The organism is Myroides sp. LoEW2-1 (assembly GCF_009767705.1).
GTDB lineage: Bacteria > Bacteroidota > Bacteroidia > Flavobacteriales > Flavobacteriaceae > Flavobacterium > Flavobacterium album_A.
The window spans coordinates 1-12,586 of the sequence record NZ_WSPP01000004.1 but is presented as its reverse complement, the minus strand read 5'-3'; the positions used below and the strand labels follow the sequence as shown (position 1 = coordinate 12,586).

The window sequence follows — 12,586 nt, the reverse complement described above, 5'->3', positions numbered from 1 at the left end:
TCCTATTATTTACTTAAATTTTCGACAATTCCAGCTACAGAACCCTCAGTTAACACTAAACTACCAGCATTTAAAATACCGTAAGTGCTTAATTCTGAAGTAGTTACAACAGCAGCCTTCTCTAAATTGCGTGATGACAAATATACATTTTTATTTGATTCACCAAACACAAATAGAGATTTTTTATTTTCCAACCCTAAACCACTCAACACTTTGATAAAATCTTTAGTGCTTGGAGCTTCAAAGTTAAAGTTTTCAACAACGATTAAATTTGATTCTTTTGCTTTAATTGAGAAAGCAGATTTTCTTGCTAATCGTTTTAAACTTTTATTCAATTTTAAAGAGTAAGTTCTTGGTCTTGGTCCGAAAACTCTACCTCCTCCGCGGAATACTGGAGATTTAATACTTCCTGCTCTTGCAGTACCAGTTCCTTTTTGTTTTTTAATCTTGCGAGTACTTCCAGAAATCTCAGCTCTTTCTTTAGCCTTGTGAGTTCCTTGTCTTTGATTTGCTAAATATTGTTTAACATCAAGATATACTGCGTGATTGTTTGGCTCTATACCGAATACTGAATCTAAAAGTTCAACTTTTCTACCAGTATCTTTTCCTGTGATATCTAAAACTTTTACTTCCATTACTTCTGAATGATTACATAAGAGTTTTTGTGTCCTGGAACTGCTCCCTTAACAACAAGTAGATTCTTATCAGCAACTACTTTTAAAACTCTAAGGTTTTGTACTGTTACATTTACTCCTCCTGTTCTTCCTGCCATACGCATTCCTTTGAATACTCTAGAAGGATAAGAAGATGCACCTACAGATCCTGGCGCTCTTAAACGGTTTTTTTGACCGTGAGTAACTTGTCCTACCCCACCAAAACCGTGACGTTTAACAACCCCTTGGAATCCTTTACCTTTAGAAACACCTTGTACGTCAACAAACTCACCTTCTAAGAACAAATCTACAGTGATTGCATCACCTAGTTTATACTCTCCAGCGAAATCCTTAATTTCAACAACTTTTCTTTTAGCAGATGTACCAGCTTTTTTAAAGTGACCTAACTCAGCTTTAGTAGCATGTTTATCTGATTTGTCATCGAAACCAAGTTGTAACGCTTCATACCCGTCAACCTCATTGGTTCTGACTTGGGTAACGACATTAGGACTTACTTCGATTACTGTACATGGAATGTTTTTTCCATTCTCATCGAAAATACTAGTCATGCCGATTTTTTTACCAATTAACCCAGACATAAATATTAATTATTAATTATAAATTGTTTTATTCATTTAAAGAGCTAAGTATTAAGAGCAACTCTTAATACTTAGCTAGAATATTATTTTCAGTTAAGAAAAGTTAGTTATTATCACACTTTGATTTCAACTTCAACTCCACTTGGTAACTCTAATTTCATTAAAGCATCAATTGTTTTTGAAGATGATGAATAAATATCTAACAATCTTTTGTATGAACTTAATTCAAACTGCTCTCTTGCTTTTTTGTTCACGTGAGGAGAACGAAGAACAGTAAAGATTTTTTTGTGAGTTGGTAACGGAATTGGACCTGTTACAACAGCACCTGTACTTTTTACAGTTTTTACGATTTTCTCTGCTGATTTATCAACCAACATATGATCGTAAGATTTTAATTTTATTCTGATTTTTTGACTCATTTTACTCTAAAATTAAGCGTTACCTTTTGCTTTAGTGATTACTGCTTCTGAAATGTTTGATGGCGTCTCAGAGTAGTGAGAGAACTCCATTACAGAAGTTGCTCTACCAGACGATAATGTTCTCAATGTAGTAACATAACCGAACATTTCTGATAATGGAACTGAAGCCTTAACAACTTTAGCACCATTTCTATCATCCATACTGTTGATTTGTCCACGACGACGGTTCAAATCTCCAACGATATCACCCATGTTTTCTTCAGGAGTCAATACCTCTAATTTCATGATAGGCTCTAAAATGATAGCTCCAGCAGCTTTCGCAGCAGCTTTATACCCCAACTTAGCAGCTAATTCGAAAGATAATGCATCCGAGTCAACCGCGTGGTAAGAACCATCCACTAAAGTTACTTTCATTGAATCCATTTCGAATCCAGCTAAAGGACCTTGTTTCATTGCCTCTCTAAATCCTTTCTCTACAGAAGGGATATATTCTTTAGGAACGTTACCACCTTTAACTTCGTTTACGAATTGTAATCCAACGAATGGTTTTCCATCTACGTCATCAGCAGGTCCCATTTTGAATACGATATCCGCGAATTTACCACGTCCACCAGATTGCTTTTTATAAGCTTCTCTATGATCAGCGAAACGAGTAAGAGCTTCTTTGTACTCAACTTGAGGCTCACCTTGGTTAACTTCAACTTTGAACTCACGTCTCATACGGTCAATAAGAACGTCTAAGTGTAATTCACCCATACCAGAGATTACAGTTTGTCCAGACGCTTGGTCAGTTTTAACTGTAAAAGTAGGATCTTCCTCAGCTAATTTAGCTAAAGCAGTACCCATTTTATCCATATCCGCTTTTGTTTTTGGTTCAATAGCGATACCGATTACAGGGTCTGGGAATATCATACTTTCTAATACGATAGGATTCTTCTCATCACATAAAGTATCTCCAGTTTTGATATCTTTAAATCCTACAGCAGCTCCAATATCTCCAGCCTCAATATATTCAACTGGGTTTTGTTTGTTAGCGTGCATTTGGTAGATACGAGAAATACGCTCTTTGTTTCCAGAACGAGTATTCAATACATAAGAACCAGCATCTAAGTGTCCTGAATAAGCTCTAAAGAAAGCTAAACGACCTACGAATGGGTCAGTAGCAATTTTAAACGCTAATGCAGCAAACGGCTCAGTAACTGAAGGCTTACGTAAGATTGGCTCTTCTGTATCAGGATTAGTTCCTTCGATAGCTTCCTTATCCATTGGAGAAGGTAAGTAACGACAAACAGCATCTAACATAAACTGAACTCCTTTGTTTTTGAAAGAAGATCCACAAGTCATAGGAATGATGCTCATATCAAGAGTAGCAGCACGTAAAGCAACGTGAATCTCATCCTCAGTGATAGAGTTTTCATCCTCCATGTATTTTTCTAATAAATTTTCATCGTATGCAGCAATCTCTTCGATTAACTGACCTCTGTATTGTTTAACTTCATCCAACATATCCGCTGGGATCTCAACAACATCAAAAGTAGAACCATGATTCTCATCATGCCATACGATTGCACGGTTTTTCACTAAATCAACGATACCTTTGAAATCAGCTTCATCACCAATTGGTAAAACAATCGGCACTGCATTAGATTTCAACATATCTTTTACTTGCTGACATACTGCTAAGAAGTTAGCACCTTGACGGTCCATCTTATTAACAAATCCCATACGAGGAACTTTATAGTTATCAGCTAATCTCCAGTTAGTTTCTGATTGAGGCTCAACACCATCAACAGCACTAAATAAGAAAACTAATCCATCTAATACACGTAATGAACGGTTAACTTCAACTGTAAAGTCAACGTGTCCCGGAGTATCGATAATATTGAAGTGATATTCCTTAGACTCAGGAATCACAGCTCCTTGAGTTGTAGGGAAATTCCAAGTACAAGTAGTAGCTGCTGATGTAATAGTAATACCTCTTTCAGCCTCTTGCTCCATCCAGTCCATTGTAGAAGATCCTTCGTGAGTCTCTCCCATTTTGTGGTTTTTACCTGTATAGAACAAAATACGCTCTGTCGTAGTTGTTTTACCAGCATCGATGTGAGCAGCGATACCAATGTTTCTTGTATATTTTAAATCTCTTGCCATTGTATATAGTTTCTGTATGGATTAAAATCTAAAGTGAGAGAATGCTTTATTTGCCTCAGCCATTTTGTGAGTATCCATTCTCTTTTTAACTGCAGCACCTTCTTCTTTAGCAGCAGCCAAGATTTCAGAAGCTAATTTTGCAGCCATTGACTTTTCATTTCTTTTTCTCGCATACAAAATCATCCATTTCATCGCCATAGAAATCTTTCTATCCGGACGAATTTGCATTGGAATTTGGAAAGTTGCCCCTCCAACACGACGAGAACGTACTTCTACGTGAGGCATAACATTTGTCAATGCATCTTTCCAAACTTCTAATGAAGTTTTTTCCTCGTCTTGTTTTTTCTCCTCTACGATAGCTAAAGCATCATAGAACACTTTAAAAGCTGTAGACTTTTTACCATCCCACATTAAGTTATTCACAAAACGCGTAACTAATTGATCATTAAATTGCGGATCCGGTAAAAGAGGTCTCTTTTTAGCCTGTCTTTTTCTCATGTCTTCCTTCTTAAACGTTTATACGATTACTTTTTGTCTTTAGGGCGTTTAGCACCATATTTAGATCTTCTTTGAGTTCTACCGTTTACTCCAGCAGTATCCAAAGCTCCACGTACGATGTGGTATCTAACACCTGGTAAGTCTTTTACCCTTCCACCTCTAACTAATACTATCGAGTGCTCTTGTAAATTGTGTCCTTCTCCTGGGATGTAAGCGTTTACTTCATTACCATTTGTTAAACGTACCCTTGCAACTTTACGCATTGCAGAGTTTGGTTTTTTAGGTGTAGTAGTATAAACACGCGTACAAACTCCTCTTCTTTGAGGACAAGAATCCAAAGCAACCGATTTACTCTTCTTAGTCAATTGGGTTCTCCCTGTTCTTACTAATTGTTGAATTGTTGGCATAATGTTTATTAATAATTTCCACAAATAATTTTCCCGCACACTATACGGGGTTGCAAATGTAAAAACTTTTTTGAATTATTCAAAACTCAATTCATTAATTTTCAATCATATTAAACTTTTTTTTCAAATCATTTTATTTCATTGCGCTTTGCTATTAAAAATTAGCTTTCTCCTAAACTAATATTATCAAACACCTCCATTTAAATCATTATATGCAAAGCAATCAAATTCAATATTATTGCGTTTCAAGCAATTCTATAGCACTTTTATACAAAAGAATACATTCTATATGTGTAATTATACACACAAACTTAGTTTAGTAAATCCGAATATCATCTTTTTATTCCTAATCAAACTATAAAATATATTTTGTCATACTGCTTAGTGTAAATTTTATACTCTACGCTTACATCAACATACAAATAGAATAACGCAAAGCATTTTTATACCTATACCTATTTTGTATATTGGGTAAAACCAAAATACACCTAAAGCCGTCCCCTAATGCCGCTCAAAGGATAATAATCTCAAAAAGTTGCAAGAGCAGACAAGTAATCGAATTAAAAGCCTCTCTATACGCATCCTCTTTTTTCACTTGATTATCCTATATATACGCAGTAATTTTGTAGCCGTATATTACTAAGTTTTAACTTCAGTAATTGTACAGTCATATAACCTAACATTTTATATTACATTTGCACCATGGAACAGGACAATCAAATATTTGGTATTCGTGCAATTATCGAAGCCATAGAGGCAGGAAAAGATATCGACAAAGTTTTTATTCAAAAAGAAGCAAGTGGAGAATTAATGAATGAGCTGCTTAAAGCACTTAAAAAGAACAACATTAATTTTTCATATGTTCCAATTGAAAAACTAAATCGATTAACAAAAAAGAATCACCAAGGCGCAATAGCAAGTATTGCTCCCATTTCTTTTGTCTCGTTAGAAACATTAGTAGAAGGTGTATTAGCAGAAAAAGAGAAACCTCTATTTGTTATTTTAGACCAAATATCAGATGCTCGTAACTTTGGAGCGATTATCCGTACAGCTGTATGCTGTGGTGCAGATGGAATCATTGTTTCTAAAAATGGTGCAGCACCTGTGAATGGTGATACGGTAAAGACTTCTGCAGGAGCAGTGTTTAATATACCTATTTGTAAAGTAGACCACATCAAAGACGCTGTCTTTTATTTACAAGGTTCTGGAGTTATTACATTAGGAGCGACAGAAAAAGCAGAAAAAGAAATCTATGATATAGATCTTAATACTCCTTTAGCAATCATTATGGGTAGTGAAGATAAAGGTATTAACCCCTCTGTACTTAAAATCATAGATGAGAAAGCAAAATTACCTATGTTTAGCACAATAGATTCATTAAATGTTTCTGTGGCATGTGGAGCATTCTTATATGAAGCAATTCGTCAAAGAAGATAGACAAATGGAACAACCCACTAAAAGACAAATGCGCAAACCAAGCTATCCTGTATCAGATGATTTAGCGAGGTACCTTAAAAAGTATAAACGTACTACAAAGATTAGTATTTTATATGAGGACTTGTTGCGCTTTAGTGGCTATGTAAGCGTGGAAGATAAATTTGGTAATGACACGCTGTGGTACAGAGTTTATTATCCAGAACATGAATATGCAGAAATCGAAGCCAATCTTGCGAAAGTGTACACTTTACTTCATTCTGATGGAGATGTGACCCTATTAGAGCACTTGGTGGTAGATACCATAGACTTTTGTTCTTTTGGAAACTCACAACCGTTCCGCATTAAAATTAGAAACAAATTAAATGACATCTATACTAATTTCTACGTCAAAAAAGCAGATGCCTCTCGTATCTACGGATTAGAATTAGAAGAAATGATGTCTCCAAATACCGTAAACTACCTTGTACACAAAGATACATTGATTGAAGAACACATCATGGGAATACCAGGAGATGTGTTCATCAAAGAGTATTTGCCTCAATGTACTGAGTTAGAAAAATCACAAATCGCAAAGGAATACGTAAAGTTCAACGAGCGTTGTCTAATTGGATTATTAGGTGATATGCGTTCGTACAATTATGTCATTATTCCCACTCACGATTTTGATCACGTTGTCTATCGCATACGACCAATTGACTTTGATCAACAATGTTATGAGGGCAATCTAAAGTTCTATCTACCTCAATTCTTTAAAGAGAATAACACAATCGTACAATTAGTATTAGATAAGTTTAAAGATATTTCTATAGAACAATATAGAAAAGAGATTCGCTCAGTATTAGTGAGAAGGGTTATAAGTAATCAAGACAGGATTCAAGACATACTCAATGTCATGAAACAAGATACAATAGCTCCTAAAGAGCACATTGACCAATTAAAAATGGAGATGTATGACTTTGTTCATGAAAAAGCTTTTAAGTATTGTAACAATATGGGAGAGATACTTGAAACGGCAATAAAGTTTACAATTAAGAATTACAGAAGCGTCTTTTAGAAGACGCTTTTTATTTATACTCCCTATACTTCTGAAGGTAATCCACGTAAACTATGGGTAAAGTAGGTCGATAACAGTTAGAATAATCAATAGGTTTTTCCTTCGGGATTACAATAAAATTACCATTTTCATCAAAACACTGCATAAAGGGATCTTGCGAGGCATCATAACTAGGTTTTTGCCAATCGTACTTATAGTATTTCTCAGGTATTTCAGGTTCTTCAATCACATAGCTAAGAATTAAACCTGCGATAAATCCACTCAAGTGACCTTCCCAAGAAATCCCTTCTTCTACAGATGGAAACATATACCAGACAGTTCCTCCATACAAGACTACAATGACTAACGACACAGCCATTAATCTATAATAACGCGTCTGCATCCCCTTAAAAAAAATAAAACTGACGAGCACATAAACAAGACCACTTGCTCCAATGTGATAACTTGGTCTTGCAAACAACCAAGTACCAAATCCCGACAGCAGAATACCCAAAACAACAACTTTCCACGTTTGCCTCTTATAGAAATACTGCAGGATGATAAGTAGAATAAACAATGCACCCGAATTATTGTACAAATGCTTTAACCCTCCATGAATAAAAGGACTAAAAAAGATTCCCCTTAACCCAGACCAAGTCCTTGGATACACACCATATTCATACAATTCTAAGAAGTAAGTCCAATCACACCAAAAGGCACCCCATATGAATAAAACATAAAATAGGGGCAATAAAATGATGTTTATTGAAAAGGCAGGCACTTTCTTCATAAAACTAATGTAAGACATTTATTCATAAAATCCATTCAAAACTCCGGCTACTAACCGCAGTACTTTAATTAATCGAACAAAGTCTTTTCAAGAATGAAAGGAAGTTTCAAAAAGCATTGTATTTTTGTTTCTACAATTACTAAGAATATGATTATGATGGATGCACCATTAGCAGAAAGAGTAAGACCAAATCACTTAGAAGATTACGTCAGCCAAGCTCACTTGGTAGGTGAAAATGGAATACTAACAAACCAATTGAAAATGGGCTTTATACCGTCCCTAATTTTTTGGGGACCTCCAGGTACAGGTAAAACCACATTGGCAGAAATACTTGCTAAACAAAGCGAACGTCCTTTCTATGTGCTAAGTGCAATCAATTCAGGAGTAAAAGATGTTCGAGAAGTAATTGAGAAAGCCAAGCAAAACACAGGATTATTCACGACGAAAAATCCAATCTTATTCATTGACGAGATTCACCGTTTCAGCAAGTCACAACAAGATTCACTACTTGCTGCTGTCGAACGAGGATGGGTTACTTTAATAGGTGCTACTACTGAAAATCCAAGTTTTGAAGTTATCCCTGCACTGCTTTCCAGATGCCAAGTCTATACCTTGAATGCTTTTAGCAAAGACGACTTACAAGCCTTGTTAGAAAGAGCAATTACCCAAGACGAGGTGTTAAAAACAAAAAAGATAGTATTAAAAGAAACCGAAGCTCTCTTTAGGCTTTCGGGAGGAGATGGTAGGAAGCTGCTAAACACTTTTGAACTTATCATCAATGCTACAGGTGGTGACTATATAGAAATCAATAATGAGATGGTGCTCAAAGTAGTACAACAAAATACTGTACTATACGACAAGACAGGAGAACAACACTATGATATAGTTTCTGCTTTTATCAAATCCATAAGAGGAAGTGATCCCAATGGTGCTGTATATTGGTTAGCCAGGATGATTGAAGGAGGTGAAGATTTGAAGTTTATAGCAAGACGCTTAGTAATTCACGCATCTGAAGATATAGGATTAGCTAATCCGACTGCACTGATTATGGCAACTAATGTATTCCAGGCTGTATCTGTCATTGGTTATCCAGAAAGTAGAATATTACTGAGTCAATGTACTATTTACCTGGCTACTTCTCCCAAGAGCAATTCCTCTTATATGGCGATTGGCAAAGCACAACAAGCAGTCAAACAGTTTGGAGACCTCTCTGTTCCAATCCACTTGCGAAACGCTCCTACAAAATTAATGAAAGAGCTTGGTTATGGGGAGGAGTATGACTATCCGCATAACTTTAATAACAGCTTCATCACTCAAGAATACTTGCCAGATGATTTAAGTGGTACAGTATTTTATGAACCAGGAGATAATGCAAGAGAAAAGAGTACACGTGAATTTCTGAAAAACAGATGGGAGATCAAATATGAATACTAATATATATAGAACCAAAAACCTGCTGTTAAAGCAGGTTTTTTATTTGTAGTAACTCTTGCACTTGGACAAGAGATTTATCACTAACAACTTCTTGAGGATGATAGTAAATAGCATCCATACCAACACTCCTTGCTCCTTCGATATCTGCTAAGAGATTATCTCCTACCATGACAGTCTTGCCAACGTGAACCTGTGCTTGAGATAACGCGTATTGAAATATTTTAGGATCCGGTTTCTTAACCCCAGCATTCTCAGAGTTTGTAATTGTCTGGAAGTAATCATAGATACCAGAGTTTATTAATTTTCTGTTCTGAACTTCATTAAACCCATTTGTAATTATATGTAGACGATAGGACTCTTGTAAATAGTCTAAGAGATCGATAGCCCCATCAAACAAATAATTGTAATTAGGTAAATAGTTCAAATACTTATCTCCCATTTCAAGTTGTTTTGTAGTCGTAGTTGAATAACCTAATTGGTCAAACGTATCGCGTATTCTGCCAATTCTCAATTCCTCTTGTGACACTTGATTAAGACTGTATTTATCCCAGTATGTTGCATTGATATCTACATAAAACTTCAGAAAGTCTTCAATAGAAAAGGGAAATTTCATCTCGTCGATAACTTGTTCAAAAGCCAAAGCCGAATTGCGTTCAAAATCCCATAATGTATGATCTAAATCAAAAAATATATCTGTCTTGTCCTTAAAAGGATAATTCATAACTCGTTATTTTTAATAACTGCAAAAGTAAGACTTAAAATTAAATACTGTTTGTACAAGTTACATTAAACCTTCATCCGCAAAGCTATAATAGCTGTGTTCTGTTATAATCACATGGTCCAACAAAGAGATATCCATGATTTTCCCACCTTCCTTAATCTTCTTGGTAATCGCAATATCTGCCTCACTTGGTTTTAGCTTACCCGAAGGATGATTATGAACAAGAATCAATCCTGTTGCGCGATAGTCTAAAGCCGACTTAAAAAGAATGCGAACATCGACAACTGTTCCCGTCATTCCTCCTTTACTCAAAGATAATTTGTGATTAACCTTATTCGAATTACTCAAAAGTAAAACCCAAAATTCTTCATGATCTAAATCACCTAAAACAGGTTGCATAATTTCAAATACATCTTGACTACAAGTAATTTGATCCTGAGTCAGCTGATCTGCAGATCTTCTTCTTTGACCAATTTCTAAGGCCGCTATAATAGAAACAGCTTTAGCTTCTCCTATCCCTTTAAAGGTGGTTAATTGCTTTACTCCTTGTCTTGCGAGTAAAGCTAAGTTATTGCTATAGAATTGCAATAATCGCTTTGATAATTCCACTGCTGTTTCCTGCTTACTTCCCGATCCAATCAGAATAGCGAGAAGTTCTGCATCACTCAAAGAAGCCTTACCTTTGAGAATCAATTTTTCTCTTGGTCTATCATCTTCTGCCCAATGTTTAATAGTAAAATTAGTTTGCTCCATACATATTAGATTAACACTTGTACAAGAGCAACAAAAATCAAGCCTGTTAAAACTTGCGGATCGTTATAAAAAAAGCTTCTAATAGAATTCAATTAGAAGCTTTAAGTATTTATACTTTTAAAATAAAATTATTGTAATCTTTCTGAAATAAAGGTTTCCATATTTAACCCTCCATAGTTACCAGAACTCATAAATAACAATACAGTATCAGATAAATCCAAAGCATAAAGGTAAGATTTAAAACTTTCAGCATTAGTATAAGTTTTCAATCCCTCTTTTGCAAAAGCACTTAGCATTTGATCAGAGGAAATCTCTTGCATACGTTTGATCTTCAATGCATCCAAAGAATAAAACACAACTGCTTCGTCAGCTTTATCTAAGGCTCCTTTATACTGTTGCAAAAAGTCAACATTCAAACTACTGTAAGTATGTAGTTCAAGACATGCAATAACTTTTTTATTTGGGTACTGCAATTTTACAGCTTCTGTGGTTGCAATCACCTTGCTTGGTGAATGAGCAAAATCCTTATAGACGATAGTCCCACCCTTGTCGAATAGCTTTTCTAATCGCTTAGAAGCACCTTTAAAGGTAGCTATTGCTTCATAAAAGTCATCTTCATCTATTCCCATATTTTGACATACCCACTTGGCTCCATTCAAATTACTTAAGTTATGTGCTCCAAAAACTTCAAGCGGCATAGGTCCCTCTGAAGTTTCAAGATAAGTAATTCCATTCTCAATAGAATAAGCAGGAGTATTATAAGCTATCTTTCGAATGGGATTAGCTGTTTCTTCGACAAGTCTTTCGACAATAGGGTCTTCTTCATTGTACACAAGTATTCCACCATTGACAATCTTATCAATAAAAATCTTAAACTGCTCTACATAATTTTCAAATGTAGGAAACACATTGATATGGTCCCAAGCGATTCCACTCAACAAGGCAATATTAGGTTGATACAAATGAAATTTAGGTCTAAGATCTAAAGCAGAAGATAAATACTCATCACCTTCAATTAACATAAAGTCATTTTCTGCTGTTAAATTCACCATCCTGTCAAAACCTTCTAACTGTGCTCCAACTAAATAATCAACTTCTCTATCGTGATAATGCATTACGTGTAAAACCATTGAAGTAATCGTCGTCTTCCCATGAGATCCACCAATTACAACTCTTGTTTTATTCTTTGAGTGTTCATATATAAATTCTGGGTAAGAGTAAATTTTTAAACCCAATTCTTTTGCTTTAATCAATTCAGGATTGTCGTTCTTAGCATGCATTCCCAAAATAACAGCATCAATATCAGCTGTTATTTTATCCTCAAACCATCCCTCCTTTTCAGGTAAAAGTCCCTTCTCTTGTAATCTTGATTTAGATGGCTCAAAGATAGCATCATCACTACCTGTCACTTGATCACCTTTATCGTGTAATGCCAAAGCTAAATTGTGCATTGCACTCCCTCCTATTGCGATAAAATGTACACGCATTTTATATATTTTTTAAACTTGAAATGTAAAATTAATACTTTAAACTTGAACATGAACACTTTTTGAAATGAAGTATACTATTTCAGTATAAATTACGCTTTTTAGAAATAAACCACTATGGACTGAAAGTCCATAGTTTGTTAAAGCAGACTAAAGTCTGCCTGGGTGGAGCTACTTACTCAAGTATAAAGTTACCTCCGTTATCAT

Annotated in this window: 13 protein-coding genes; 3 read left to right on the top strand and 10 right to left on the bottom strand. The window is 35.2% G+C overall.

All coding sequences use genetic code 11. The features are described from left to right. Positions 1 to 5: 5 nt before the first annotated feature. From rplD to rpsL, 6 genes are all read right to left on the bottom strand, one after another. Complete coding sequence (gene rplD, locus GOQ24_RS00375) at positions 6 to 635, bottom strand: 50S ribosomal protein L4 (RefSeq protein ID WP_155091385.1); 630 nt, start codon at positions 633 to 635, stop codon at positions 6 to 8. After that, on the bottom strand, positions 635 to 1,252 hold the full coding sequence (gene rplC, locus GOQ24_RS00370; protein ID WP_155091384.1) for a 50S ribosomal protein L3: 618 nt from the start codon (positions 1,250 to 1,252) through the stop codon (positions 635 to 637). Before rplC ends, rplD begins: the two co-directional genes overlap by 1 nt. 113 nt (positions 1,253 to 1,365) lie before the next feature. Continuing rightward, positions 1,366 to 1,671, bottom strand: a complete 306-nt coding sequence (gene rpsJ, locus GOQ24_RS00365; RefSeq protein ID WP_006259497.1) for a 30S ribosomal protein S10 — start codon at positions 1,669 to 1,671, stop codon at positions 1,366 to 1,368. Between the two features lie 12 nt (positions 1,672 to 1,683). Continuing rightward, positions 1,684 to 3,819, bottom strand: a complete 2,136-nt coding sequence (gene fusA / locus GOQ24_RS00360) for an elongation factor G (RefSeq protein ID WP_160338879.1) — start codon at positions 3,817 to 3,819, stop codon at positions 1,684 to 1,686. A 21-nt stretch (positions 3,820 to 3,840) separates the two neighbouring features. Further along, the gene (gene rpsG / locus GOQ24_RS00355) at positions 3,841 to 4,317 is read right to left on the bottom strand and encodes a 30S ribosomal protein S7 (protein WP_155091382.1); all 477 of its coding nucleotides are present in this window, start codon (positions 4,315 to 4,317) and stop codon (positions 3,841 to 3,843) included. A gap of 26 nt (positions 4,318 to 4,343) precedes the next feature. Next, complete coding sequence (rpsL, locus tag GOQ24_RS00350) at positions 4,344 to 4,724, bottom strand: 30S ribosomal protein S12 (RefSeq protein ID WP_002987523.1); 381 nt, start codon at positions 4,722 to 4,724, stop codon at positions 4,344 to 4,346. Positions 4,725 to 5,426: 702 nt separating this feature from the next. Between rpsL and rlmB the strand changes: the two genes are divergently transcribed. Both rlmB and GOQ24_RS00340 read left to right on the top strand, forming a co-directional pair. Further along, positions 5,427 to 6,161 (top strand): 23S rRNA (guanosine(2251)-2'-O)-methyltransferase RlmB, encoded by a 735-nt coding sequence (gene rlmB / locus GOQ24_RS00345; RefSeq protein ID WP_155091378.1) that lies wholly within the window; start codon positions 5,427 to 5,429, stop codon positions 6,159 to 6,161. After that, positions 6,136 to 7,215 carry a hypothetical protein gene (locus GOQ24_RS00340; protein ID WP_243731238.1) on the top strand — a complete coding sequence of 360 codons (1,080 nt, stop codon included), beginning with the start codon at positions 6,136 to 6,138 and terminating at the stop codon, positions 7,213 to 7,215. The genes rlmB and GOQ24_RS00340 overlap by 26 nt, the downstream gene beginning before the upstream one ends. A gap of 10 nt (positions 7,216 to 7,225) precedes the next feature. On the opposite strand, the gene GOQ24_RS00335 is transcribed toward GOQ24_RS00340, so the two are convergent. Further along, entirely contained in the window at positions 7,226 to 7,984 is a 759-nt protein-coding gene (locus GOQ24_RS00335) for a rhomboid family intramembrane serine protease (protein WP_155091377.1), read from the bottom strand. A 156-nt stretch (positions 7,985 to 8,140) separates the two neighbouring features. Here GOQ24_RS00335 and GOQ24_RS00330 point away from each other — a divergent pair, with 156 nt between their 5' ends. After that, a complete protein-coding gene (locus GOQ24_RS00330) occupies positions 8,141 to 9,418 on the top strand; it encodes a replication-associated recombination protein A (protein ID WP_160338884.1) in 1,278 nt (425 codons plus the stop codon). A gap of 25 nt (positions 9,419 to 9,443) precedes the next feature. On the opposite strand, the gene GOQ24_RS00325 is transcribed toward GOQ24_RS00330, so the two are convergent. The 3 genes from GOQ24_RS00325 to GOQ24_RS00315 form a co-directional block, all read right to left on the bottom strand. Beyond that, positions 9,444 to 10,139, bottom strand: coding sequence for a YjjG family noncanonical pyrimidine nucleotidase (locus GOQ24_RS00325; RefSeq protein WP_155091376.1), 696 nt, complete (start codon positions 10,137 to 10,139; stop codon positions 9,444 to 9,446). A gap of 60 nt (positions 10,140 to 10,199) precedes the next feature. Then, complete coding sequence (radC, locus tag GOQ24_RS00320; protein ID WP_155091375.1) at positions 10,200 to 10,892, bottom strand: RadC family protein; 693 nt, start codon at positions 10,890 to 10,892, stop codon at positions 10,200 to 10,202. A gap of 128 nt (positions 10,893 to 11,020) precedes the next feature. Further along, on the bottom strand, positions 11,021 to 12,379 hold the full coding sequence (locus tag GOQ24_RS00315) for a UDP-N-acetylmuramate--L-alanine ligase (RefSeq protein WP_160338878.1): 1,359 nt from the start codon (positions 12,377 to 12,379) through the stop codon (positions 11,021 to 11,023). Positions 12,380 to 12,586 lie beyond the last annotated feature (207 nt).

Excerpts from the sequence above, each read along its gene's own strand:
- rplD (WP_155091385.1), bottom strand. The coding sequence starts at position 635 with ATGGAAGTAAAAGTTTTAGATATCACAGGAAAAGATACTGGTAGAAAA.
- rplC (WP_155091384.1), bottom strand. The coding sequence starts at position 1,252 with ATGTCTGGGTTAATTGGTAAAAAAATCGGCATGACTAGTATTTTCGAT.
- rpsJ (WP_006259497.1), bottom strand. The coding sequence starts at position 1,671 with ATGAGTCAAAAAATCAGAATAAAATTAAAATCTTACGATCATATGTTG.
- fusA (WP_160338879.1), bottom strand. The coding sequence starts at position 3,819 with ATGGCAAGAGATTTAAAATATACAAGAAACATTGGTATCGCTGCTCAC.
- rpsG (WP_155091382.1), bottom strand. The coding sequence starts at position 4,317 with ATGAGAAAAAGACAGGCTAAAAAGAGACCTCTTTTACCGGATCCGCAA.
- rpsL (WP_002987523.1), bottom strand. The coding sequence starts at position 4,724 with ATGCCAACAATTCAACAATTAGTAAGAACAGGGAGAACCCAATTGACT.
- rlmB (WP_155091378.1), top strand. The coding sequence starts at position 5,427 with ATGGAACAGGACAATCAAATATTTGGTATTCGTGCAATTATCGAAGCC.
- GOQ24_RS00340 (WP_243731238.1), top strand. The coding sequence starts at position 6,136 with ATGAAGCAATTCGTCAAAGAAGATAGACAAATGGAACAACCCACTAAA.
- GOQ24_RS00335 (WP_155091377.1), bottom strand. The coding sequence starts at position 7,984 with ATGAAGAAAGTGCCTGCCTTTTCAATAAACATCATTTTATTGCCCCTA.
- GOQ24_RS00330 (WP_160338884.1), top strand. The coding sequence starts at position 8,141 with ATGGATGCACCATTAGCAGAAAGAGTAAGACCAAATCACTTAGAAGAT.
- GOQ24_RS00325 (WP_155091376.1), bottom strand. The coding sequence starts at position 10,139 with ATGAATTATCCTTTTAAGGACAAGACAGATATATTTTTTGATTTAGAT.
- radC (WP_155091375.1), bottom strand. The coding sequence starts at position 10,892 with ATGGAGCAAACTAATTTTACTATTAAACATTGGGCAGAAGATGATAGA.
- GOQ24_RS00315 (WP_160338878.1), bottom strand. The coding sequence starts at position 12,379 with ATGCGTGTACATTTTATCGCAATAGGAGGGAGTGCAATGCACAATTTA.